This is a genomic window from Desulfomicrobium salsuginis, assembly GCF_054657795.1.
Genome location: NZ_BAAHYA010000002.1, coordinates 1,253,754 through 1,275,958, shown reverse-complemented (window position 1 = coordinate 1,275,958; position 22,205 = coordinate 1,253,754). Strand labels below are relative to the sequence as shown.

At 65.6% G+C, this 22,205-nt stretch carries 21 protein-coding genes; 15 read left to right on the top strand and 6 right to left on the bottom strand.

What is annotated here, in order from left to right; all coding sequences use genetic code 11:
• The first annotated feature begins 3 nt into the window (after positions 1-3).
• Entirely contained in the window at positions 4-1,308 is a 1,305-nt protein-coding gene (locus ACYQ3G_RS12840; protein WP_459826198.1) for an amidase, read from the top strand.
• Between the two features lie 24 nt (positions 1,309-1,332).
• Here ACYQ3G_RS12840 and ACYQ3G_RS12835 read toward each other — a convergent pair whose 3' ends face one another.
• Positions 1,333-2,244 carry a LysR family transcriptional regulator gene (locus tag ACYQ3G_RS12835; protein ID WP_459826197.1) on the bottom strand — a complete coding sequence of 304 codons (912 nt, stop codon included), beginning with the start codon at positions 2,242-2,244 and terminating at the stop codon, positions 1,333-1,335.
• A 95-nt stretch (positions 2,245-2,339) separates the two neighbouring features.
• Between ACYQ3G_RS12835 and ACYQ3G_RS12830 the strand changes: the two genes are divergently transcribed.
• Positions 2,340-3,524 carry an alanine racemase gene (locus ACYQ3G_RS12830; protein ID WP_459826196.1) on the top strand — a complete coding sequence of 395 codons (1,185 nt, stop codon included), beginning with the start codon at positions 2,340-2,342 and terminating at the stop codon, positions 3,522-3,524.
• A 76-nt stretch (positions 3,525-3,600) separates the two neighbouring features.
• The gene (locus ACYQ3G_RS12825) at positions 3,601-4,560 is read left to right on the top strand and encodes an ornithine cyclodeaminase family protein (RefSeq protein ID WP_459826195.1); all 960 of its coding nucleotides are present in this window, start codon (positions 3,601-3,603) and stop codon (positions 4,558-4,560) included.
• A 155-nt stretch (positions 4,561-4,715) separates the two neighbouring features.
• Here the strand turns inward: ACYQ3G_RS12825 and ACYQ3G_RS12820 are convergent, their stop codons facing one another.
• The gene (locus ACYQ3G_RS12820) at positions 4,716-5,375 is read right to left on the bottom strand and encodes a lactate utilization protein (RefSeq protein WP_459826194.1); all 660 of its coding nucleotides are present in this window, start codon (positions 5,373-5,375) and stop codon (positions 4,716-4,718) included.
• 112 nt (positions 5,376-5,487) lie between these two features.
• The gene (locus ACYQ3G_RS12815) at positions 5,488-6,321 is read right to left on the bottom strand and encodes a WcbI family polysaccharide biosynthesis putative acetyltransferase (protein ID WP_459826193.1); all 834 of its coding nucleotides are present in this window, start codon (positions 6,319-6,321) and stop codon (positions 5,488-5,490) included.
• A gap of 185 nt (positions 6,322-6,506) precedes the next feature.
• On the opposite strand from ACYQ3G_RS12815, the gene ACYQ3G_RS12810 reads away from it, so the two are divergent.
• Positions 6,507-7,286, top strand: a complete 780-nt coding sequence (locus ACYQ3G_RS12810; RefSeq protein ID WP_459826192.1) for a Mut7-C RNAse domain-containing protein — start codon at positions 6,507-6,509, stop codon at positions 7,284-7,286.
• A 130-nt stretch (positions 7,287-7,416) separates the two neighbouring features.
• On the opposite strand, the gene ACYQ3G_RS12805 is transcribed toward ACYQ3G_RS12810, so the two are convergent.
• Both ACYQ3G_RS12805 and ACYQ3G_RS12800 read right to left on the bottom strand, forming a co-directional pair.
• Entirely contained in the window at positions 7,417-9,723 is a 2,307-nt protein-coding gene (locus tag ACYQ3G_RS12805) for an ATP-binding protein (RefSeq protein ID WP_459826191.1), read from the bottom strand.
• A complete protein-coding gene (locus ACYQ3G_RS12800) occupies positions 9,713-10,708 on the bottom strand; it encodes an ABC transporter substrate-binding protein (RefSeq protein ID WP_459826190.1) in 996 nt (331 codons plus the stop codon). The genes ACYQ3G_RS12805 and ACYQ3G_RS12800 overlap by 11 nt, the downstream gene beginning before the upstream one ends.
• Positions 10,709-10,845: 137 nt before the next feature.
• On the opposite strand from ACYQ3G_RS12800, the gene ACYQ3G_RS12795 reads away from it, so the two are divergent.
• From ACYQ3G_RS12795 to ACYQ3G_RS12770, 6 genes are all read left to right on the top strand, one after another.
• Positions 10,846-11,622: an ADP-ribosylglycohydrolase family protein gene (locus ACYQ3G_RS12795; protein WP_459826189.1), complete on the top strand. Its 777-nt coding sequence runs from the start codon at positions 10,846-10,848 to the stop codon at positions 11,620-11,622.
• Between the two features lie 146 nt (positions 11,623-11,768).
• Positions 11,769-12,194, top strand: a complete 426-nt coding sequence (locus tag ACYQ3G_RS12790; protein ID WP_028576037.1) for a hypothetical protein — start codon at positions 11,769-11,771, stop codon at positions 12,192-12,194.
• A 177-nt stretch (positions 12,195-12,371) separates the two neighbouring features.
• Complete coding sequence (locus ACYQ3G_RS12785) at positions 12,372-13,394, top strand: tRNA dihydrouridine synthase (protein ID WP_459826188.1); 1,023 nt, start codon at positions 12,372-12,374, stop codon at positions 13,392-13,394.
• A 1-nt stretch (position 13,395) separates the two neighbouring features.
• The gene (locus tag ACYQ3G_RS12780; protein ID WP_459826187.1) at positions 13,396-13,830 is read left to right on the top strand and encodes a YqaA family protein; all 435 of its coding nucleotides are present in this window, start codon (positions 13,396-13,398) and stop codon (positions 13,828-13,830) included.
• A 25-nt stretch (positions 13,831-13,855) separates the two neighbouring features.
• Positions 13,856-14,839 (top strand): dihydroorotase, encoded by a 984-nt coding sequence (gene pyrC / locus ACYQ3G_RS12775; RefSeq protein WP_459826186.1) that lies wholly within the window; start codon positions 13,856-13,858, stop codon positions 14,837-14,839.
• A gap of 1 nt (position 14,840) precedes the next feature.
• Complete coding sequence (locus tag ACYQ3G_RS12770) at positions 14,841-15,818, top strand: hypothetical protein (RefSeq protein WP_459826185.1); 978 nt, start codon at positions 14,841-14,843, stop codon at positions 15,816-15,818.
• Between the two features lie 122 nt (positions 15,819-15,940).
• On the opposite strand, the gene ACYQ3G_RS12765 is transcribed toward ACYQ3G_RS12770, so the two are convergent.
• On the bottom strand, positions 15,941-16,834 hold the full coding sequence (locus ACYQ3G_RS12765) for a VgrG-related protein (protein WP_459826184.1): 894 nt from the start codon (positions 16,832-16,834) through the stop codon (positions 15,941-15,943).
• Positions 16,835-16,997: 163 nt separating this feature from the next.
• On the opposite strand from ACYQ3G_RS12765, the gene ACYQ3G_RS12760 reads away from it, so the two are divergent.
• From ACYQ3G_RS12760 to ACYQ3G_RS12740, 5 genes are all read left to right on the top strand, one after another.
• Positions 16,998-18,089: an acyltransferase family protein gene (locus tag ACYQ3G_RS12760; RefSeq protein WP_459826183.1), complete on the top strand. Its 1,092-nt coding sequence runs from the start codon at positions 16,998-17,000 to the stop codon at positions 18,087-18,089.
• A 211-nt stretch (positions 18,090-18,300) separates the two neighbouring features.
• The gene (locus tag ACYQ3G_RS12755; RefSeq protein ID WP_459826182.1) at positions 18,301-19,356 is read left to right on the top strand and encodes an extracellular solute-binding protein; all 1,056 of its coding nucleotides are present in this window, start codon (positions 18,301-18,303) and stop codon (positions 19,354-19,356) included.
• 64 nt (positions 19,357-19,420) lie between these two features.
• Positions 19,421-20,509: an ABC transporter ATP-binding protein gene (locus tag ACYQ3G_RS12750; protein ID WP_459826181.1), complete on the top strand. Its 1,089-nt coding sequence runs from the start codon at positions 19,421-19,423 to the stop codon at positions 20,507-20,509.
• Positions 20,506-21,342: an ABC transporter permease gene (locus ACYQ3G_RS12745; RefSeq protein WP_459826180.1), complete on the top strand. Its 837-nt coding sequence runs from the start codon at positions 20,506-20,508 to the stop codon at positions 21,340-21,342. Before ACYQ3G_RS12750 ends, ACYQ3G_RS12745 begins: the two co-directional genes overlap by 4 nt.
• Positions 21,339-22,190: an ABC transporter permease gene (locus tag ACYQ3G_RS12740; protein ID WP_459826179.1), complete on the top strand. Its 852-nt coding sequence runs from the start codon at positions 21,339-21,341 to the stop codon at positions 22,188-22,190. The genes ACYQ3G_RS12745 and ACYQ3G_RS12740 overlap by 4 nt, the downstream gene beginning before the upstream one ends.
• The last annotated feature ends 15 nt before the right edge of the window (positions 22,191-22,205 follow it).

Genomic DNA, 22,205 nt, shown 5'->3' with positions numbered 1-22,205 from the left:
ACCATGCCTCAGACCACATTCATCGCCAAAACACCGGCCTTCGACGCGTACCGACATGCGTCGAGAGAACAGCTCGACGGGCTCGTCGCGGCCCTCGTCAAGCGCGCCCGTGACCTCGACCCGCAGCTGCACATCCTCGCCGGGGACATCGACGGTGCGGGGATAGCCCGCCAGACCGCAGCCCTCTTCGAGCGCTTTCCCGACCCGCAGCACCGTCCGCCGCTTTTCGGCGTTCCGGTTGGCGTGAAGGACATCATCCGGGTGGACGGCGCGGCCATGCGGTGCGGCGCCCTGCTGCCCCCGGTGCTGTTCGAAGGCCCGGAGGCCCGCTGCGTGCGCATGCTGCGCGAGGCCGGGGCCATCATCTTCGTCCAGACCGCGACCACGGAGTTCGCCTATTTCGAGCCGGCGGCGACCAAAAACCCGCACAACCCGCGGCACACCCCCGGCGGTTCCAGCAGCGGGTCGGCCGCGGGCGTGGCCGCGGGGCTCTTTCCCCTGGCCCTGGGCACCCAGACCGTGGGGTCCGTCATCCGGCCCGCCTCCTTTTGCGGCGTGGTCGGCATGAAGCCGTCCTTCGACAGGATCCCAACCGACGGGATCGCGTATTTCTCGCGCAGCGTCGACCATGTCGGATTTTTCTGCCAGAGGGCCGCGGACATCCCCTTGGTCCTGGCGGCCTTCGATCCGCAGCCGGGCGGAGGCAGCCGGCCGGAGGCGCTGAAGGTCGGCGTTCCGGCGGGTCCGTACCTCGCCCAGGCCCCGGCCGGGACCCTGGCCTGGTTCGAGACGGTCCTGGAGGCCCTGCGCCACGGGGGCGTCGAGGTTGTCCGCGTGGACTGCCTGGAGGGCATCGGGGAGATCGGGGCCCTGCACCGCGACCTTACGGTGGCGGAGTTCGCCGTGGAGCAGGAGGGGCTTTTCGGGGAGTACGCCCACCTCTACCGTCCGGTCACGGTGGCCGCCATCGAACGGGGCAGGGCGGTTCCGGCCGACCGGGTGGCCGCGGCCAGGATGTCCCGCGGGAACCTGCGCCGCGAGCTGACCTCGCTCATGGACGCGCACTCCCTGGACCTGTGGGTCTGCCCGTCGGCACTGGGTGAAGCCCCCGAAGGCTGCGGGAGCACGGGCGACCCGGCCATGAACCTGCCGTGGACCCACGCCGGCCTGCCCGCGATCTCGCTTCCCGCGGGACGCGGGGCGGCGGGCCTGCCGATGGGCCTGCAGTGCGTGGGACGGTTCGGCCAGGACCAGCGGCTGGCCGCGGCCGCGGCGCGCCTCGAAACGGCGCTGTGCGGGCTGGGGTGAAGGCGGGACGGAGGAGCGGGAAGGTCAGCCCTGCCCGCGCCAGGGCGGCGGGGTGAGGGACTGCCGCAGCAGTTCGAGGAAACGGCGGGTGCGGGCCGCACGCATGTGGCGGGGCCCGAGCAGGGCCACCACCGGGGCGTCCGGTGCCCGCCACTGGGGCAGCAGGCGCACCAGGCGCCCGGCGCGCAGGTCGTCGGCCATGTCCCATTCCGAGCGCAGGACGATGCCGAACCCGGCCAGGGCCCAGTCGCGGACGACGTCACCGTCGTTGCAGGACACGCCCTCGTCGATGCGCACGGTCTCGTGGCTGCCGTCAGGTCCGGAGAAGCGCCAGAGGGTCACGTCCTCGTCGTTCTCGCGCAGGGTCAGGCAGGCGTGCCGGGTCAGGTCCGCGGGCGCGTGCGGCGTTCCGCGCCTGGCCAGGTAGTCGGGCGAGGCGCACAGCAGGCGGTCGTTGGGCGCCAGGGTCAGCTTCTGGAAGGGCTGGGAGTGCAGCTCGCCGATGTGGATGACGATGTCCCAGGCGCTCGGCTTGAGGCGGATGGGGTTGTCGGAGAGCTCCAGGCCGATGCGCACGTCGGGGTGCCGCCGGCTGAAGTCCATGACCGCGGGCGCGATATGGCGCCGGCCGAAACCCGTGGGCCCGGCGATGCGCAGATGCCCGGCCACGACCCCCTTTCGTTCGCACAGCCTTTCGCTGACCTCCTCGATCTCGGCCAGGATGCGGGCCGACCACTCGGTCAGCAGCTCCCCCTCGTCCGTCAACGTGATCCGGCCCGCGCTGCGGTCCAGCAGGCTGACCCCGAGCCGCGCCTCCAGGGCGCGCAAGCGCTGGGACACGGCCGGGGGCGTGACATTGAGGCTTCGCGCCGCGGCAGCCAGGGACGGGGCTTGGGTCACGGCGGCAAGGAATTTGAGGTCGTCGGTCGAGAGCATTAAGGCTGAACTTAATCCTGGATTCAGAAATTGTAAATTGAACATGACGCTGCGCATGGTATGATGGGGCCAAATCTCTGCCCGGAGGACGCATCATGAACGCACTGCTCGCACCGTTTCGGACCCGGGACGCCCTGCGCGGCCTGCCCTGCCCCCTCGAAGCCCTGGACACGCCGTGCCTGCTGTTGGACGAGGCGCGCATGGACGGCAACATCGCCCGCCTGCGAAGCCGTCTCGCCGCGGCCGGAGTGGCGTTTCGCCCGCACCTCAAGACGGCCAAGTCGTGGGAGATCTCGCGGCGTCTGATGGCCACGCCGCATGGACCGGCCACGGTCTCGACCCTGCGCGAGGCCGAGGCTCTGGCGGCCTGCGGCGTGACGGACATCACCTACGCCGTGGGCATCGCGCCGCAGAAGCTCCCCCGCGTGCTGGCCCTGCGCCGGCAGGGCGTGGACCTGACGGTGCTGCTGGACAGCGTGGCCCAGGCCCGGGCCGTGGCGGCCGCGTCGGACCCGGCCGACCCCATACCGGCGCTCATCGAGCTGGACTGCGACGGCCACCGCTCGGGCGTGCAGCCCAGCGATTCGCAGCTGTTGCTGGCCATCGCCCATGCCCTGAAGCCCGCGGCCCGGCTGCGCGGCGTGCTGGTCCATGCCGGGGAGAGCTACGAAGCGCGCGGCGAGGAAGCCCTGGCCGCTGCGGCCGAAGGCGAGCGCGCGGCGGCGGTGGGAGCGGCCAGGACCCTGCGGGACGCGGGCTGGATCTGCCCCGTGGTCAGCGTCGGCTCGACGCCCACGGCCTTTTCGGCGCGCAGCTTCGAAGGCGTGACCGAAGTCCGGGCCGGGGTCTTCGTCTTCTTCGACCTGGTCCAGGCCGGCATCGGCATCTGCGGCGTGAGCGACATCGCCGTTTCGGTCCTGGCCACGGTCATCGGCCACCAGCGTGACAAGGGCTGGGCCATCGTCGACGCGGGCTGGACGGCCCTGTCCTGCGACCGGGGCACGGCCGGTCAGGCCGTTGACCAGGGCTACGGCCTGGTCTGCGACACGGGCGGGAATCCTTTGGGCGAGCTGGTGGTCAGGGGCGTCAACCAGGAACACGGCGTCGTGGCCCCGCGCTCGGGCAACCCGGCCGACCTGCCGGACCTGCCCGTGGGCACGCGGCTGCGCATCCTGCCCAACCATGCCTGCGCCACGGTCACGCAGTTCGACCGGTATCATGTCGTCGGCGCGGGCGGGGAGGAGGTTACGGCCGTGTGGCCGAGGTTGATGGGGTGGTAGGGGGGCGTGGTGTGGACGAAATGGACTGTATGGACTGTATGGACAGGCACGGACTGGTCGGTGCGGGGAGAGAAGGATGAAATTTGTCAGTGAGGATGTGGCGGGCAGGGTTGTGAGCATGGGCGAGGCCATCGCGGCGGTCGAGGCCATGTTCATGGAGTACGGGCGCGGCCTGGCCGAGGTGTTTCCGGTGGCGCAGGGGCGGGGGCCCGAGGCGGACACGTCGTTCAGCGTGAAGAGCGGCCTTATCGCCGGGAGCAGGAAAGTGGGGCTCAAGGTCGGCAGCTACTGGCCGGGCAACAGGGCCCGCGGGCTGGCGGCCCACGCCTCGACGACCCTGCTGCTGGACCCGGACACGGGCTATCCCGAGGCCCTGGTGGCCGCCTCGCACCTGACCTGCCTGCGCACGGCCGCTTCGGACGCCGTGGCCGTGAAGCACCTTTCGCGCCCGGACAGCCGGACCCTGGCCGTGTTCGGCGCCGGCCACCAAGCCTGGTTCGAGGTGCTGGCCATGCGCGAGGTGCGCGCCATCGAGAGGGTCTTCGTGGTCAACCGCTCGGGGCAGGCCGCCGAGGATTTTGCCCAGCGAATCCGCGAGGAACTCGGGCTCGAAGCGGCGAGCGCTTCCGCGCGGGACGCCCTGGCCAGGGCCGATGTCGCCGTCACGGTCACGGCGTCGCGCGGGCCGCTCTTCGAAGCCGCGTGGGTTCACCCCGGCACGCACGTCTCGGCCATGGGCGCGGACCAGCCCGGCAAGCAGGAACTGGACACGGCCCTGGTGGCCCAGGCAGCTCTCTTCGCCGACGTGCCGGCCCAGTCCGTGAGCATCGGCGAATACGAGGCGGCCTTCAAGGCCGGCCTGATCACCGAGGATCGCATCACCTCCATCGGTGCGGTGCTGAACGGCGCGCCGGGCCGGGTTTCAGGCGAGCAGGTCACCGTCTACGACAGCTCGGGCATGGCCCTGCAGGACCTGGCCGTGGCAACGCTGGCCCTGCGCAAGGCGGAGGAATTGGGGCTGGCGAGGACGGTTTGAAAGGGGGGAGTGGACGAGATGGACCAGAATGGACGAGATGGACTGGCACGGACTGGCACGGACACTGTACCATCCATCTCGGGGGGCTTGTTCTTGTCCGTGTCGGTCCGTGTTCGTCCATTCTGGTCCATCTCGTCCATTCGAGTCCATTTTCCTCAATACCCCAGACTCTCCCCCACCAGCACCACGTGAATCCTGCCTTCGTCGCGCTGGCCCTCGATGATGGTCCAGGCGTTGCAGATTTTCTGCGGACTGGAGCAGCGGTGGCAGCGGCCGTCCTGGGTGCAGGGGGGCTCGTGGGCGGGGTTCAGGGCATTCAGGCGCAGGTTGTTCATGGGTGCGGCGAAGTCGCGGACGCGGTCCATGGCCGATTCCAGATCGCTGACGACTTTGTTCATGCCGACCAGCAGGATGACCTTCCTTGGTCCGAAGATCATGGCCGCCACGCGGTTGCCCGTGCCGTCCAGATTGACCAGCCTTCCGTCCAGAGTCACGGCGTTGCAGCTCGTGACCATGACGTCGGCCGTCAGGCCGCGCCGCCGCCGCTCGTCGCCTTCGGCCGGGGTGAGGCCCGGGACGTAGGGGTCGATGAGTTCCACGCCGGGCAGGGCGGCGATGTCCTTCCACAGCCCGAGCGACCCGACGGATTCCGAGCCGCAGCGGATGACGGAGCACGGTCCCTGGATCAGGGACAGGATCTGGCTGCGCGCCTCCTCGACGGTTTCGGCGTAGCTGCCGTGCATGCGGCGCCTGTTGAGCTGCTTGATGAGGCGTTCGGCGTTCAACTGCCGGAATTTGCGGGTCGGTGCGTCCATGGAAAACCTCCGTGTATGGCGCTGGCGAGGCAGCGGATGATGTGTATGCGATGGGTCTGACGTATTCCCGGACGCGTCGTCGCGCAAGCCGTTCATGTTCGGTGCCCGTTGCTTACGGCGCGTCGTGATGCCCCTGCAGGAAGCCGATGAAGTCCGTCACTCCTTCCCGCCTGGCCACGACATAGTGGGCGACGTAGCGGGCGAAGGAAATGTCCCGCCCGAAGACATGCCACAAGGCGCCAGGGGCGGCGAAATCCGGGCCGAAGAAGGCGGCGACGCTCGGGTGCAGGGGCTGTTCGAACTCCGGGAAGGGTTCGTCCAGGACCGCAAGGGCATATTCGTCCGGGGGTTCCATGCCGAGCTGTTGCAGGACGCCCCTGGCCATGTGGTCCATGAGGAGCCTGCCGGGATGGTTGACGGTGTTGAAGATTCTGGACCTGGCGTATTCGGCTTCGAGCACGTCGACGTACGGCACCGGGGTCAGGGCCTGCTTGCTGCGCTCCTGGGCGAGGGATTGCGCGATGACGGTGCGCAGGTCGAACTTCGCGGGCAGGTCGGTGCGCAGGTACAGAAGCATTGTTTCCTCGGGCGACAGGCCCTGCGCGATGAGTTCGTCGAGGAGCGTGCAGCGGAAATTGAAGCCGCCTTGCCCGCTCCAGCCGGGCCAGTACCCTTTGAAGAACATGTTGGGAATGCACAGGCTGCGGGCCGATGCGGGCAGCCTGGCCACGAGGCGCTCCGAAGCCAGTTCGCCCCATTGGGGGCCGAGGTGCTGGTACAGGAAGAGGTCGCAGCGGGCCAGCATCTCGTCCGGCACGGGCTCGCGGGTGTAATTGGTATACTGGACGCACTCGAAGCGCTCCGCGAATTCCCGCGAGGTCATGAGCCGCGCCAACAGCGGTTCGCCTTGGCAGTTGGCGTGGAGAATGCAGAGAAGTTTGCCCATCAGGTCCTGGAACGGATTGAAATATCAGTGAAACAGGATCGTGATGCGTAGCACGGAAGGGCTGCGGGGGCAACTTCCGGCCGCCTCGCCCATGCAGCCCTGGGGGGACGCGGGCGAGCCTGCCGAACGGAGTTGTTGGCGGGTCCCGAAGGGCGTAGTCTTGGGGAAACAGCCGGGGAGGGACCATGGGCGAGCTGCCGGCCACATTCGTGTTTCACGGGGACTTGCGCGACCTGCTGGGGAGGGGGAAAGCCGGGGCCGACGGGCGTGTGACGTATCCCGTCACGCGGCGCACATCCGTCAAGGACGCCATCGAGGCCCTGGGTCCGCCGCACACGGAGGTGGGGACCATGGAGGTCGACGGGCTGGCCGTGAGCTTCGGACACCTGCTGGAGCCCGGCCGCAGGATCGACGTCCAGCCCGTGCCCGCGCCCTTCGACGTGCTGCGGCCGTCGCCGCTGCGCCCGGAACCGTTGCCCCGCATCGCCTTTCTCGTGGACGCCAATGTCGGCCGGCTGGCTGGTCTCCTGCGCGCCCTGGGCTTCGACACGGCCTACGACCCGTCCCTGGGAGACGCGGCCCTGGCCGAACAGGCCGCGCGCGAAGGACGCATCCTTCTCAGTCGCGACCGTCTCCTCCTCAGGCGCGGCATCGTGGTCTATGGCCGTCTGATCCGCTCACGTGACCCCGAAACCCAGCTCCTCGAAGTCCTGCGTTTCTTCGGCCTCAGGCCGCCCTTTGCGACCTTCACCCGCTGCCTGCGCTGCAACGACCCCCTCCAGACCGTGTCCAAGGCCGAAATCATGGACCGCCTGCTGCCCCTGACGAAGCTGCATTACACCGATTTCCGGCGCTGCCCGCGCTGCAACCGCATCTATTGGGCCGGCTCGCACCACGAGAGGATGCACGAGCGGGTGGGGAGGATTTGCCGGGAGCTGGGGGGAGGGGAGACTGAGGTGGACTGAGATGGACAGAGATGGACGAACATGGACGAACACGGACGAACACGGACGGGGCCGCGACAACGTGACGGGCGGGTGCCTGGTCTCAATGTCCGTGACCGTCCGTGTTCGTCCATCTCTGTCCATTCCCCCGTCACCCCATCCCGACCTTGCCTTCTCCCACCGCGCACAGCGCCTGTTCCAGGTCCTTCATGGCCACGGGTTTGGCCAGGTATTCGGTGAAGCCCTGGGCCAGGAATTTTTCCCTGTCGCCTTGCAGGGCGTGTGCGGTGAGGGCGATGACGGGCAGCGTCAGTCCCAGGTCCTGACGGATGCGCCGGGTGGCTTCGGTGCCGTCCATGAGGGGCATCTGGATGTCCATGATGACGCAGTCGAAGGACTGCTCGTGCAGCAGGTCCAACGCCTGCTGTCCGTTGGCCGCGCAGGTGGGGTTGTGTCCGAGCTTTTCCAGGGTGCGTTTGAGGAAAATCTGGTTGATGGAATTGTCCTCGGCGACCAGGACGGACAGGCTGCCGGAGGTGTTCCTGAGCGCGGTCTCGGTTTCCGGTTCCGCGTCGGCGTGAAGGGCGTATTCAAGGGGGATGCCGACAAAGAATGTCGAACCGGCACCCTCCACGCTCTGCACTTCGATGGCCCCGCCCAGGATCTCCACGAGTTGCTTGACGATGGCCAGCCCCAACCCGGTGCCCTGGTGGGTCCGGGTGGGGAAATGGTCGGCCTGGGTGAAGCGGTCGAAGATGGTCGGCAGCTTGTCCGCAGGGATGCCGCAGCCCGTGTCGCGGATCTCGAAGTGGAGGACGACGCCCTGGCCGTCCCCGGTGGGGGTCGCTGCGCTCAGGCACAGTTCCACCTCGCCTTGCTCCGTGAACTTGATGGCGTTGCCGATGAGGTTGAAGAATATCTGGCGCAGGCGCAGTTCGTCCCCGCAGAGCATTTCCGGCATCTCGGCATCCAGGCGGAGGGATAGTTCAATGCCCTTTTCCCTGGCCCGGGGGGTGAAGAGGGCAATGGTCGCGTCGAGCATCTTGCGGACCTGAAAATTCGCGGGGTTGAGCACCAGTTTGCCGGCTTCGACCTTGGAGAAGTCGAGGATGTCGTTGATGATGTGCAGCAGGTTCTGGCCGGATTGGCGAATGAGGGCGAGGTAGTCCCGCACGGCCGGGGAGGACGGATTGTTCAGGGCCAGCTCGGCCAGCCCCATGATGCCCGTCAGCGGGGTGCGGATTTCGTGGCTCATGTGCGCCAGGAAAAGGCTCTTGGCCTCGTTGGCCTCCTCGGCCTTGCGGCGGGCCCGCTGCAACTCGCGCAGGGTCTGGCGCCGGATCTGGCCGATGACGGCCAGAAAGGCGATGACCACCAGCAGGGCCGTGACGACGATGCCGAAAATCGTGAACAGGCGCCTGTTGGCCTCGAACAGGCTTTGGGGGCGGTTGAGCACAGTGGAGTCCGGCGGCAGGAGCCGTTCGCTGATCTGGAAGCGCGCAAGTTCGCGGTAGTCGAAGAGAAAGCGGTTGGCCGAACCTTTGACCACCGGGATTTCCGCGGGCGGAGTCCCGGCCAGGATGCGCAGGGCCATCCCGGCCGCGAGGCGTCCCTGTTCCGTGCCGTTGATCAGCTTGCCGCCGACAATGCCGTGTCCCAGGAAAAAATCCCAGAGCCCGTAGAGCGGGCAGCGGGCGTTGGCCCTGATGAGCGCGGCGCTCGGGCCGAAATCCAGCATGCGCCCGTCGAGGCCGGGGATGGCGTTGTTCAGGAAAAGGATGGTGCCTGGGCCCAGGGCCGCGACTTTTTCCACCAAGGCCGGCGTGGGGATGTCCTGCCAGAAATGGAACCGGGCCCGACTGGCGTAGGCGGGCATGAGGCGCAGGAACTTGCTGCGGTTGGAGCGGTCGGTGCTCGATTTCGCGCCGCCGATGATGACGATGTCCTTGGTGTCGGGATGCAGCGTGAGGGCCGTTTCGAGGGTTTCCTGGGCGGAAATGATCTCCGATACGCCGGTCACGTCCGTCTCGCCGTGCAGCATCTCGTTCTGGAAATTGTTCACGCCGCAGAAGACGATGGGAATGCCCCTGAAGAGTTCCTCGCGCCGCTTCAGGACAAAGGAAAAGGCGGCGTCGTCGGAAACCACGACGAGGTCGAAGGTCATGGTGCGCAGGTGCGCCGCGATGACTTCGGCCTGCATGGCCATGAGGTCGGGGTCGGGAAAGCGCTTGGCGTCGAGGTATTCCGTCGTGATGGTGCACGTCTGGTTGGACTGGGCCAGCGTTTCGGCCAGCCCCCTGTGGATATCGTCGGTCCAGCTCAGCCCGGGGTTGTAGGAGTGCAGCACGAGGATGTTGGGAGGCATGCCTTGGCGGTCGTCCCCGGCCGCGAGAGCGTGTGCGGGGACCGACAGCGCGGCCAACCAGAGGGCCAGGACAATGACGATATCATTCAACAAGGGCGGCCGCCTCCTGGGAGAGACGATGCGGGATTTCGATGCCGAGCTTGCGTGCGGTCAGGCTGTTCAGCATGATCAGTCCTCTGGTCTGGGTGATGACCGGGATGTCGCCGGCGCGTTCGCCGCCGAGGATGCGCAGGGCCAGGGACGCGGCCAATGTCCCGTGTTCGACGCCGGTCTGGATCACGCCGCACAGCGTGCCGTCGGCCACGGTGTAGTCGTAGAATCCCAGAGTTGGAAGGGCGGCGTTGTCCCGCGTCCAGAGCATGACCTGTTCGCCAGGCACGATGCGTCCTTCGGTATCGGTCAGGTTGGTGTAGGTCATGACGGCCAGGGCGTCGTAATCGGAACTGGCGGCCCGGACTCGCGCCCGCCATTGTTCGAAGCTGTCGACGGCGAACCAGGAGACCTCGATGTCGTCCGGTCCGGAGGATTTCATCTTGTCGGCTTCCGCCTGGCTCGAAGGGCGGGTGTCCCTGAGGACCGCGATTTTTTTGATGGACGGCTTCAGGCGCCGCAGCAGTTCAAGCCCCTTGGCCCACGCCAGGTTCTCGACCACGCCCGTGACATTGATTGCCGGGTATCCGTATGTGGAAGGGGCTTTGTTCACGCCGCAGAACACGAAGGACGGGGCCGAGGCGTTGCCGGCGTACTGCGCGGCGAAATACTTCTGGGCGTTGTCGTCGCTGACGATGACGACGTCAGGCCGGAATTCCAGCATGATGTCCGTGGCCTTGCGGCCGGCGGCAATGATGTCGGCCTCGCGCGGCCGGAGGTTCGTGTCCATGAAGAAGGTGCGTATCTGCACCTGTCGCGGGAGCAGTTCGCGCTGCAGCGCGTCGTCGATGTCTGCGGTCCAGGCGAAGCCGCGGTCGTAGCTGTGCACCACGAGCACCCTTCTGCCCGGAAAACCGCCGTCCGCGGCGGCGGGCGGCACGGCGCTCGCGAGCAGGAGCAGGAGTGCGAAAATGACGTTGCAGTACATGTCCCATCATGTCACATGCGGCTGCGGCCCGCAATATGGCCTGCCTTTTCCGGCCGCCGGGCGGCCGTTGTGGACGGGATGGACGAAATGGACCATATGGACACCATGGACGGCCGAGTCCAGGCCAAGGAGTCCCCATGCTAGGCGCCATCGCCGGTGACATCATCGGCTCCATATACGAGCACAGGCCTATCAAGACCAAGGAATTCCCCTTCTTCGCCGCGGGTTGCCGGTTCACGGACGACACGGTGCTGACCGTGGCCGTGGCCGACGCCATTCTCTCCGGGCGTGAATACGCCGAAGCCCTGCACGATTTCGGCCACCGCTACCCCCGCGCCGGCTACGGCGGCTCTTTCCTGGAGTGGCTGCACGCGCGGGAACGGGCGCCCTACGGGAGCTGGGGCAACGGTTCGGCCATGCGAGTCAGTCCCGTGGGCTGGGCCTTCGACAGCGAGGACGACGTGCTCGAGCACGCCCGCCTTTCGGCCGAGGTTACCCACGACCACCCCGAAGGGATCAAGGGCGCGCAGGCCTTGGCCCTGGCCGTGTTCTTGGCCCGCACGGGCTGTTCCAGGGCGGACATGCGTCGGCGCATCGGCGACCTGTTCGGCTACGACCTGGGCCTGTCCGTGGACGAAATCAGGGCGGACTACGCCTTCGACGTCTCCTGCCAGGGCAGCGTGCCCCAGGCCATTGTCTGCTTCCTGGATTCCGACTCCTGGGAGGACGCCGTGCGCAACGCGGTGTCCCTCGGCGGCGACAGCGACACTCTGGCCTGCATGGCCGGCGCCGTGGCCGAGGCGTACTACGGCGAGGTGCCCGCACATTTGGCCGACAAGGCCCTGCGCTTCCTGCCCCATGACCTCGGCATCGTGGTCGAGGATTTCCGCCAAATCTTCATGGACGACCTGTAACCCGACAGCGTTGCCCATTGCCGATCGCAGCGGCGGTCCATGGACGTGTCCGGCCTTGTCAATCGACCGCCCGTCATCTATGCACTGGCGAGTTTGCCCGACCCGTCCGGGTCCTGACCGGCACATCACCTTTCAAGGAGTTCATCATGCTCTGGATTCATCCCCTGCTGCAACTCGCCGCCACCGCTCTGGCCGTCTACGTGCTCTCCCTCGGATGGGTCCGCTTCCTGGCCAACCATTTCGGGAAGCGCGGCAAGTTCATGTGGGCGGACCACGTCAAGCTCGGCAAGATCACCCACATCATGTGGATGGCGGGGCTGGTGTTGGGGCAGTACGCCGTGACCCGTGAATGGGGGAACAACGGAGTGACCGGCAACCACTACATCATCGGGCAGGTCATTATGCCGTGCATCGCCGGCGGCTACATCACAGGCGTCATCATGGACCGCGACAAGAAGAAGCGCCGCTACATGCCGCTCGTCCACGGCGTCTTCAACGCCCTGGCCCTGCTCCTGGCCCTGGCCCAGGTCGCCACGGGCTGGCTGGTCATCCGCGAGTTTCTGCTGAACTGACGGGGTGCGGGAAGGTTTTTTTGGAGGCGCTCTTCGGGTGAAGGGCGCCTTTTTCGTATACGAGGGACGTGCCGTGGCGCCGCGGTCCGTGCGGGCTGGTGCGAACACTATTAAAATGATTGTCGATGTCTGCGGGCATGCCAATCGGTCATATATTTCCGGAGTGATACACATCATATGCCGTCTGCACATTCCATGATTTCCGTGCCGCTCAAGGTCGGTACCGTCGTCTTGCCCTCGCGGCAGGCCCTGGCGCCCATGGCGGGGTTGGGGCATGTGGCCATGCGGGAGGTCATTGCCGGGTTCGGGGGGTACGGGTTCATGGTCACGGAGATGTGCAACGCCCGGGCCGTGCCGCAGGAGAACCGCCTGTTGTCGCCGGTCTTCCGCTGGCGGGACGAGGAGGCGGGGAGCCTGGTCTGCCAGATTTTCGGCGGCGAGCCGGAGGAGATGGCCGCGGCCGCGCGGCGCATCGAGGCCGAGGGGCTTTTGGGCGTGGACATCAACATGGGTTGTTCCGTGGCCGCCATCTGCAAGAAGGGGTACGGCGCGGCGCTGCTGAAGGACCCGCAGCGCGCCGTGGCCATCGTGCGGGCCGTGCGGGAGGCCGTGCGCTGCCCGGTCATGGTCAAGTTCCGCAGCGGCTGGGAGAACTCGCCCGACCTGGCCGTGGACCTGGCCCGGCGCTTCGAGGACGCCGGCGCCGACCTGCTGACATTTCATCCGCGCGTGGCCCCGGACCGCCGTTCACGGCCGCCCCGCCCCGAGCACATCATGGCCGTGGCGCGGGCCGTGTCCATCCCGGTCTTCGGCAACGGCAACGTCTTCTGCGCCGCGGACTGCGCGCGGATGCTGGATGATACGGGTTGCGCCGGGGTGTCCATCGGGCGCATGGCCATCGCCAGACCCTGGATTTTCGCCGAGCTGGCGGGTACGTTTACGCCCGACGAGGACGTCTACCTGCGCACGGCCCTGGCCGTCATCGAGGCCATCTGGCGGCACTACGAGCCGACGCGGGCCATCAAGATGTACAAAAAGTACGCCCCGTACCTGGCGGCCAACTTCGTCTTCGGCCACAGCCTGTGGCCCGCGCTGGTGCGCGGCGAGACCCGCGAGGACATGGCGGACAACGCCGTGCGCGTGCTGGGGCCGCGGCCGCAGGTGGCCTCAACCCCCAACGCCTTTCTCTTCACGGCCTGACATGGAACAGCTGCTCCTCGACTACGGCCTCTACGGGCTCTTCATCCTGGCCTTCCTGGCGGCCTCGGTCTTTCCGGTGCCCTCGGAGCCGGGGTTCGCGGCCATGATCCTGGCCGGGTCCGACCCCGTGGCCTGCGTCGTCGCCGCCACCCTGGGCAACACCCTGGGCGCGGCCACCACCTGGGCCGTGGGACGATGGGGGAGCGAGGCCTTCCTGCGGCGCTTCCTGGGCCTGTCCGAGGCCAACCGCGAGCGCGCGCGGCGCATCTTCGCCCGCTTCGGGCCGTGGAGCCTGCTGCTGGCCTGGGCCCCGGTCATCGGCGACCCGCTGTGCGCCGTGGCCGGCCTCTTCAGCCTGCCCATGATCCGCTTCTTCCCGCCCGTGCTGATCGGCAAGTTCGCCCGCTACGCCGCCCTTGCCTATCTCCTTTCCTGACATAGCAGGAAACATGGAGGATTTCATGCTGACTCTGCATTCCCCTCTCGACATGCACGTCCATCTGCGCCAGGGCGACATGCTCTCCCTCGTCGCGCCGCACACGGCCCGCTCCTTCGCGGCCGCCGTGGTCATGCCCAACCTGACGCCGCCCGTGACGACCACGGCGCAGGTGCGGGAGTACCGGCAGGCCATCCTTCAGGCGGCGGGGCGACCCTTCACGCCGCTCATGACCCTCTTTTTCCGGGAATACTCCCGCGCCGAGCTGGAGAAGGCCAGGCCGCACGTCATCGGCGTCAAGCTCTACCCGGCCGGCATGACCACCAACTCCGAGGCCGGCCTGGCCGACATGGACCGCGCCGCGCCGACCCTTGAGATCATGGAGGACCTGGGGCTCCCGCTGCTGATTCACGGCGAGGGCTGCGGCTTCGTCATGGACCGCGAGGCCGAGTTCCTGCCCGTGGTTGAACGCTGGGCGCGGGTCTTCCCGAAGCTGCGCATCGTGTTGGAGCACGTGACCACGGCCGCCGGGGTCGCGCTGCTGGACCGCTGCGACAACGTCTTCGCCACCGTGACCCTGCACCACCTGTTCATGACCCTCGACGACGTCATCGGCGGGCTCATGCGGCCGCACCTCTTCTGCAAGCCCGTGGCCAAGCGCCCCGAGGACCGTTCGGCCCTGCGCGGGGCGGCGCTTAACCACCCCAAGGCCTTCTTCGGCAGCGACACGGCGCCGCATCCCGTCAGCGCCAAGGAGGCCCCGGGCTGCGCCGCCGGCATCTTCTCCGCGCCCGTGGCCCTGCCGGCCCTGGCCGCGCTGTTCGAGGAGCTGGGCGCCCTGGACCGGCTGCAGGCCTTTGTTTCGGACAGGGCGCGCGCGGCCTACGCGTTTGCGCCGCCCGAGCGCGAGGTCGTGCTGGAGCGCCGGGCGTGGACCGTGCCCGAGCGCTTCGGCCCGGTCGTTCCGTACATGGCCGGGCAGACCTTGAACTGGATGGTGGTGGCGTAGCATGTACGTCGCCATGCTGCGCGAGAGGGGCCGGCCGCGCTTCGAGCTGCGCCGGACCGTGCTCCGGGAGGAGGGCCTGGGCTTCGAGGTCCTGGCGGACCTGGGGGCCGATCCGGGGCGGGTGGCCCGTTTCGGGCCCTTCGGCATGTCCTACGCCGAGGAACTGCTGGAGGCCCTGGCCCATCTGGACCTGGACCCGGACAGCCTGGACGAGGCCTTCGCCCCCTTCGCGCCCCAGGGCTACAGCCCGCGCGCGGATCGGGGCAAGGTCTGGAGGCGCACGGTACTGACCCGCCTTCAGGAGGACGAGATCCGCGCCCTGCACCCCTTCGACCGCCGGCGCATGGCCTACCTGCGCTCGGGAGAGGTCAACCTGAGCCGCATCGACGAGGTCAACCCGAAGATGTTCCGCGGGCTGGTGGGCAAGGGCCGCGACGAGGTGGAGCAGCTCTTCCTGCGCATGGAGCGCGAGCTGCCCCGGCGGGAGGCGAGGAACTACGTGCACGCCATCCTGAACCTGCAGCGGCATTTCGCGGATCTCACGGCGCGGACCATGCCCGAGGCCCTGGACCCGGACCGCCTCGACGAAGCCTTCATGCGCGAGTTCTGCGCCATCCACGCAGACCCGTCCTTCGGGTCCGGTCTGCCCTCGGGCCCGGCCGACTATCTGCGTCGGTACGCCTTCATGCACTTCGACTGCGACTTTCCGGCCGACGACGGCTTCAGGCGCATCTTCGAGAACTTCATGAACGACTTCCGCCGTCCGCAACCAACGGCCCGGCCCGTGGAACCCGAGCGGGTGCGCGAGCTGTTCGGCCTGACCATGGCCGAGATCGGGAGGATGTCCAGGCGGGAGTTCGCGCGGGTCTTCCGCAAGAAGGCCATGTCCATGCACCCGGACAAGGGCGGGGATCACGACGCCTTCGTGGAGCTTCTGGAGACGTACAAGCGGATGATCAGGGGGAAGAGCGAAGGGTGAGGGGAAGAGGGCAGGCATGGACGATCTGGACTTCATGGACGAGATGGACGTTATGGACCAGGCACCGCCCAGTCCATGCCGTCCATGAAGTCCATATCGTCCATCACTGCTTAAATCCGCGCCTAGGCCCTGGCGTCCTCGCCCTGGAGCATGGCCAGGACCATTTCCTTTTCCGTGTTCATGCGGCCGCGCACGCTGGCCTGCACGGTGGCGGTGGAGGAGCCGAACTGGGATTTGCGGTTCTCGTAGACCTTGTCGATGAGCTTCTGGGCGAACCTGTTTTCGGGCAGTTCGCTGTCGATGGACTTGATGGCGCGGCTGAAGATCCTGGCCGCGCCCGCCGGGCCGTGCTGGACGGCCGTGCTCCACAGGGCTTCGCGCGCCGCTGCGGGCAGTTCGTCCACGTTCATGCCGGTGCGTGACAGGATTTTGTCCTTGGCCGGTTCGTAGTGGGTGGATTCGATGAATTCCCGCTGCAGCCGGCCGAATTTTTCCGGGTCCTGTTCGGCGATGCTGCGCCAGGCGTCGGGCATGCGGCCCTTGGTCGAGCCCGTGTTGGCCGCCCCGGCGCCCTTGAGCTTGGCGGCCCAGTCGGGCTCCTTGTCCTTCAGAAATTCGATGAACTCCTTCATGGTGCCTGGTTTGGAGGCGATCTGGTAGGTGCCGTAGGAGGTGCCGCCGTTCTTGTCGTAGCCGATGGCGCTGACCCCTTCCGTCCCGGACTCGAAGGCGGCCGAGAGTTCGCCGATGCCGGCGTGGGCGTCGGCAGCGCCCTTGCCGCCGGCCGTGGCGGGGGACTGACGCATGAGTGAGGCCAGGCCGTTCAGGGCGCTCTGCATCAGCGAGTTGTCCATGCCCGATCCGCCGAGCCGGGTTCCGAGAGCCTGCGTGTCGCCACCGTCCATGGCTTGGCGCATGTGGGACTGGAACCTGTCCGCGCTGGCCGCGGGCCGGCTCTGGCGCTCGGGGGCCGTGCCGAGCATGGTCATCAGCTGTATGGGATCGATAAGGCTCATGCGTGATCTCCGTGTCAAAAACCTGGCAAAAAGGTGCTTTGCCCCTTCAAAGCAGGTTTCGGGCCATCGTGCTCCAGTCACGGCATGATATTAAATTATCTTGAGTATGAAAGGGGTTATGACTATCGGAGGCGTTCGACTCGTGTGACGGGAAGACGGCAGGATGTTCCCGCCAGTTGTCCGCATTTCGCAGCCCCCGACAAGGAATATTGGAATCATGTATCTCAGATCGTTCGAGTATTTTCGTGCCGTGACCATCGTGATCATCGTCATGGGCCACAGCTATGGCATTGCAGGATGGGAATTGGAGAGTTTTCTGGACCGCACCCTGGCCAATCTCATTTCAGGGGGGACTTCCCTGTTTGTGTTTATCTCGGGCTTTCTTTTTCATCACGTTTTCTATCCGAAATTTCATTATCCAACATTCATCAAGAAGAAATTAAAAAACGTATACGTGCCATATCTGATTCTTTCCGTCATTCCTGTTTGCGTCGCAATATATACTGGGATTCCATATAAAGAATATTATTTTGGATTAACAGATACTTTTTATGACCAAATTATTCGGCCTTTCCTGCTTTATTATTGGCATGGTGGTGTTCTTGTATATTGGTATATACCATTTATAATGGCTGTATATATTATTTCTCCGATTTTTGTATATTTTATACGGATGAATCAGAAGCAAAGAATTTATATAGTAGTATTGTTGACTATAATTTCACTTTTTATGCACAGGCCTGTAAATAATTTATCAATAACTCAGTCTGTTATTTATTTTTTTTCTGTTTATATGTTTGGTATTCTGTGTTCGATGGAGAGAGATTTTATTTATAAAAAACTTTATGAAAAAGATTTTTTGCTTTTTCTTGTTGTGCTGATTTTGGCAATTTTACAGGCAGCTGTCATGCCGACAAGCGGCAATTTACAGAATCATCCGTTCGAGTTCAATGGAATAGACATATCTTTGCTTCAGAAAATGGTCATGTGCGTTTTTTTCATGGTCTTTCTGCACAGGTTTGAAGCGTATGATTCCCGGTTCTTGAAGCAACTGGCCACTTCCAGTTTTTCCATCTATTTCCTGCACGGGTGGTTCATCTGGCTGATCTGGGAAATCAGAGACTGGTATGATGCCTTTTTCGGCCTGCATCTTCTGCCGATCCTCTCCGCCCTCGTCATCTGGCTGTCTTATGTCGTGGCCTTGCGCGTGCGTAAGGCCTTTCCGGACCGCAGCCGCATGCTCATCGGCTGGTGACGCCGTCTCCGTCGGATGCGACGGAGGCGCTTCGTCTTTCGCCCTGTCATCCAGGCGCGTGGTTCAAAAGAACCGGCGCGCCCGGCCGCGTGAACTCTCGGCAGGGTCTGTCCTCGTCCTGCCGCTGATTCGCCACGTTCTTGTCAGTTTTGGTTGCCAGTGATAGGGTTTGTTTCGGTTTCCCGTCACACCTTCACAAGGAGAATTTCGCATGAAACGTCTTGTTCTGCTGATGGCACTGATGCTCGCCGGTTCTTCCGTGGCCATGGCCGACACCCTGCAGTTGCTGACCTGGAAGGGCTACGCGCCCAAGGAACTTGTCGACAAGTTCCAGGCCGAGACCGGCATCAAGGTCGAGGTGACGTACTCCAACAACGAGGAAATGATCGCCAAGCTGCGGGCCACGCGCGGCGCGGGCTTCGACCTGGCCCAGCCCAGCCAGGACCGCATCTCCTCGGTGCAGGAGGAGTTCGGCATCTACCAGCCCATCGACTACTCCAAGATCCAGGCCGAACTTTTCATTCCCTCCATGCTCGACGCCGTGAAGAAGAACACCCTGGTCGGCGGCAAGTCCTACGCCGTGCCCTTCTGCTGGGGCACCTCCGGCCTGGTGGTCAACTCCGCCCAGGCCAAGGGCGCCACGTCCTGGAAGGCGCTCATCGACCCGCAGTACAAGGGCCGCATCAGCTACCGGCTGAAGAGGCCCGTGCTGATCGGCCTCGGTTTCGCCATGGGTTACGACCCCTTTGCCCTCTACGCCGACGAGAAGGCCTACGGCGAGATGCTCGCCAAGATCGAGGCCGAGCTGATCAAGGCCAAGCCCCTGGTCAAGAACTACTGGGCCAACGGCGACCAGTTGCTGGAATCCGTGCGCTCGGGCGAAGTGACCGTGGCCGAGGCCTGGGACAACGGCGGCTGGAAGCTGCACGACGAGAACAAGGACCTCGACTTCGTGGCCCCGGTCGAGGGCGCCCTGGGCTGGATCGACACGTTCACCATCCCGGCCAAGGCCAAGAACGTCGAGGCCGCTTACGCCTGGATCAACTTCATGCTCAAGCCCGAGAACAGCGGCTACTTCACCTCGGCCGAGAAGACCCCCACGGCCTCCAAGGACGCCGCTCCCTTCGTCGACAAGGCCTTCCAGGCCAACTTCGACCGCTCCTTCCCGCAGGCGGTCATCGACAACATCAAGTGGTACCCGCCCGTGCCCGCCAAGCTCGAAGCCATGGAAGGCAAGGTGCTGGACAAGGTCAAGGCCGCCAACTAACGTCCCGCGGGTCCGCAGCCGCTCGGCTGCGGACCCCTCCCCAATTTTCTCACAAGGAAGGCGCATGCAACCCGATCTGGTCGTTTCCCGTCTGGTCAAGGATTTCGGAACGTTTCGGGCCGTGGACGACGTCTCGTTCCCGGTGCCCAAGGGTTCCTTCTTTTCCATCCTCGGCCCCTCGGGCTGCGGCAAGACCACGCTTCTGCGCATGATCGCGGGTTTCGAGGAACAGACGGACGGGACCATCGAGATCAGCGGCCGGGACATGCGCGGGGTCACGCCCGACAAGCGGCCCGTCAATCTGGTTTTCCAGCATCTGGCGCTCTTTCCCATGATGGACGTGGCCGAGAACATCGCCTTCGGCCTCAAGCGTCGCAAGGTGTCCTCGGCCGAGATCCGCAGGCGTACGGAGGAGATCCTGGAACGCGTCGACCTGCCCGGTTACGGCGCCAAGCGTATCAACCAGCTTTCCGGCGGCCAGAAGCAGCGCGTGGCCATCGCCCGCTGCCTGGTCCTCGAACCGAGTCTCCTGCTTCTGGACGAGCCCCTGGGCGCTTTGGACCTGAAGCTCCGCGAACAGATGAAGGTCGAGCTCAAGAAGCTGCAGGCCAAGATCGGCACGACCTTCATCTACATCACCCACGACCAGTCCGAGGCCCTGGTCATGTCCGACACCGTGGCGGTCATGAACCGGGGGCGCTTCGAGCAGGTCGGCACCCCGCAGGAACTCTACGGCGACCCGCATACCCCCTTCGTGGCCGGGTTCGTCGGCGACAGCAACCGCTGGGAGGGCGAGGTGGTGGAGATGGACGGGGAGACGGTCCTGGTCCGCACGGACGAGGACCTGGCCTTCCGGGCCCGGCGCAAGGCCGACGCCGGCAAGGGCCCGGCCACGCTCTTCCTGCGGCCCGAGGCCATGGTCATCGAGCCCGCCGACGCCGCGGGTCTCAACACCTTCCCGGTCACGGTCAAGGCCATCCTCTTCGACGGCGCCAACAGCCGGCTGCTGACGGCCACGCCGTCGGGCCACGAGCTGCTGGTGGCCCTGCCCCAGAACCGCGCCTTCGACCACATCCGTCCCGGCGCGGACATCACCCTGGGCTGGCACCCCCAGTCAGGCATCGCCTTCGGACGCGGGGAGGGCAGGCCATGAGGCGCGGCGGGCTGTTCTGGCTCTTTCTCACGCCGGTCCTGGTCTGGCTCTTCCTGCTCATCGTCCTGCCGCACCTGGACCTGCTGATCCTGAGCTTCCGGGCCGACGGGGCCTGGAGCCTCGAAAACTACGGCACCTTCTTTTCCGAGCCCATCTACTGGCTGACCTTCGTGCGCACGGCGGCCTACTCGGTCATCACCACCTTCCTGACCCTGGTCGTGTCCTTGCCCGTGGCCTTCTACATCACCAAGCTCTCGCGGCCCGGCGTGCGCGGCTTCCTCATGGTGCTGCTGCTCCTGCCGTTCTGGGTCAGCGAACTGGTGCGCGTCTACGGCTGGATGATCCTGCTGCGCGAGTCCGGGGTGCTGAACTACTTCCTGCTGCAGCTGGGGATTCTGGAGAAGCCCGTGGAGATGCTCTACAACGACGCGACCATGATCATGGGCCTGGTGTACACCTCCATGCTCTTCATGGTCGTGCCCCTGGTCTCGGTCATGGAGGGCCTCGACGACAGCCTCGTCGAGGCGGCCTACGACCTGGGCGCGAGCAAGACCTGCATCTGGCGCACGATCATCATCCCGCACTGCAAGCCGGGCATCACCTCGGGCTCCATCGTGGTCTTCATGCTCGTGCTCGGCAACTACCTCACACCCAACCTCATGGGCGGCAAGAACTCCCTGTGGTTCACGGAGCAGATCTACAACCAGTTCATCGCCAGCTTCAACTGGAACCAGGGCGCGGCCTTCGGCTTCATGCTCCTGGTGCTGAGTTCCCTCATCATCTGGCTGGGACTGAAGATCACGGGCCAGCGCCTGGGCGAGGTGGCGTCATGATCCGTTCCCTGCCCAGATCCCGCGCCTACGACCGGTCCTTCGTGGCCTTCGTGGTCCTGTATTTCGTCTTTCTCTTCGCGCCGCTGCTGGTGACCTGCGTACTGGCCTTCAACGACTCCGACTTCCCGTCCCTGCCCTGGCGGGGACTTACCTTGGACTGGTTCACCTCGGCCGGGCCGAAGCGCGTCGGCATCTTCGAGGACCCGGACAACCTGCGCGCCATCTGGGTCAGTTTCCAGACGGCGATTTGGGTGTCCGCGTCCTGCGTGGTGGTGGGGGTGTGCGCCGCCTTCCTGTTCGAGCAGGAGAACTTCCGCGGGAAGAACTTCCTCTATTTCCTCATGCTCGCGCCCCTGGTCATCCCCGGCGTGATCCTGGGCATCTCCATCCTGCTGGGCGCGACCACGGCGGGCGTCTATTTCGAGGACCACTGGAACCTCGACATCGAGCTCTTCCGGCCCAGCTTCTGGCTGGTGGTGGTGGGGCAGTTCTCCTTCATCACCACCTTCGTGACCCTGGTCGTGTCGGCCCGGCTGCGCAAGTTCGACCGCTCCCTTGAAGAGGCTGCCCTGAACCTCGGCGCCACGCGCCTGCAGGTCATCTGGCACATCACGCTGCGCTACCTGCGCACGTCCATCATCGGCTCCGGGGCCGTGGCCTTCCTGATGAGCTTCGAGAACTTCAACACCACGCTCTTCCTCGTGGGCTCCCAGCCGACCCTGCCCATCAACCTCTACCTGCAGGTCCGCGACGGCTCCACGCCGGTCATCAATTCCGTCTCGTTCCTGCTCATCGTGGGGACCTCGCTGCTGGCGCTGGGGAACCTGTACCTGGACAGGAAGGAGTAGGGGGGAAGGGGCTGC

Coding starts and splice junctions, on each gene's coding strand:
- ACYQ3G_RS12790 (WP_028576037.1), top strand. CDS start 11,769: ATGCTCTGGATTCATCCCCTGCTGCAACTCGCCGCCACCGCTCTGGCC.
- ACYQ3G_RS12810 (WP_459826192.1), top strand. CDS start 6,507: ATGGGCGAGCTGCCGGCCACATTCGTGTTTCACGGGGACTTGCGCGAC.
- ACYQ3G_RS12750 (WP_459826181.1), top strand. CDS start 19,421: ATGCAACCCGATCTGGTCGTTTCCCGTCTGGTCAAGGATTTCGGAACG.
- ACYQ3G_RS12760 (WP_459826183.1), top strand. CDS start 16,998: ATGTTCCCGCCAGTTGTCCGCATTTCGCAGCCCCCGACAAGGAATATT.
- ACYQ3G_RS12745 (WP_459826180.1), top strand. CDS start 20,506: ATGAGGCGCGGCGGGCTGTTCTGGCTCTTTCTCACGCCGGTCCTGGTC.
- ACYQ3G_RS12785 (WP_459826188.1), top strand. CDS start 12,372: ATGCCGTCTGCACATTCCATGATTTCCGTGCCGCTCAAGGTCGGTACC.
- ACYQ3G_RS12755 (WP_459826182.1), top strand. CDS start 18,301: ATGAAACGTCTTGTTCTGCTGATGGCACTGATGCTCGCCGGTTCTTCC.
- ACYQ3G_RS12840 (WP_459826198.1), top strand. CDS start 4: ATGCCTCAGACCACATTCATCGCCAAAACACCGGCCTTCGACGCGTAC.
- pyrC (WP_459826186.1), top strand. CDS start 13,856: ATGCTGACTCTGCATTCCCCTCTCGACATGCACGTCCATCTGCGCCAG.
- ACYQ3G_RS12770 (WP_459826185.1), top strand. CDS start 14,841: ATGTACGTCGCCATGCTGCGCGAGAGGGGCCGGCCGCGCTTCGAGCTG.
- ACYQ3G_RS12800 (WP_459826190.1), bottom strand. CDS start 10,708: ATGTACTGCAACGTCATTTTCGCACTCCTGCTCCTGCTCGCGAGCGCC.
- ACYQ3G_RS12830 (WP_459826196.1), top strand. CDS start 2,340: ATGAACGCACTGCTCGCACCGTTTCGGACCCGGGACGCCCTGCGCGGC.
- ACYQ3G_RS12740 (WP_459826179.1), top strand. CDS start 21,339: ATGATCCGTTCCCTGCCCAGATCCCGCGCCTACGACCGGTCCTTCGTG.
- ACYQ3G_RS12815 (WP_459826193.1), bottom strand. CDS start 6,321: ATGGGCAAACTTCTCTGCATTCTCCACGCCAACTGCCAAGGCGAACCG.
- ACYQ3G_RS12795 (WP_459826189.1), top strand. CDS start 10,846: ATGCTAGGCGCCATCGCCGGTGACATCATCGGCTCCATATACGAGCAC.
- ACYQ3G_RS12835 (WP_459826197.1), bottom strand. CDS start 2,244: ATGCTCTCGACCGACGACCTCAAATTCCTTGCCGCCGTGACCCAAGCC.
- ACYQ3G_RS12780 (WP_459826187.1), top strand. CDS start 13,396: ATGGAACAGCTGCTCCTCGACTACGGCCTCTACGGGCTCTTCATCCTG.
- ACYQ3G_RS12765 (WP_459826184.1), bottom strand. CDS start 16,834: ATGAGCCTTATCGATCCCATACAGCTGATGACCATGCTCGGCACGGCC.
- ACYQ3G_RS12820 (WP_459826194.1), bottom strand. CDS start 5,375: ATGGACGCACCGACCCGCAAATTCCGGCAGTTGAACGCCGAACGCCTC.
- ACYQ3G_RS12825 (WP_459826195.1), top strand. CDS start 3,601: ATGAAATTTGTCAGTGAGGATGTGGCGGGCAGGGTTGTGAGCATGGGC.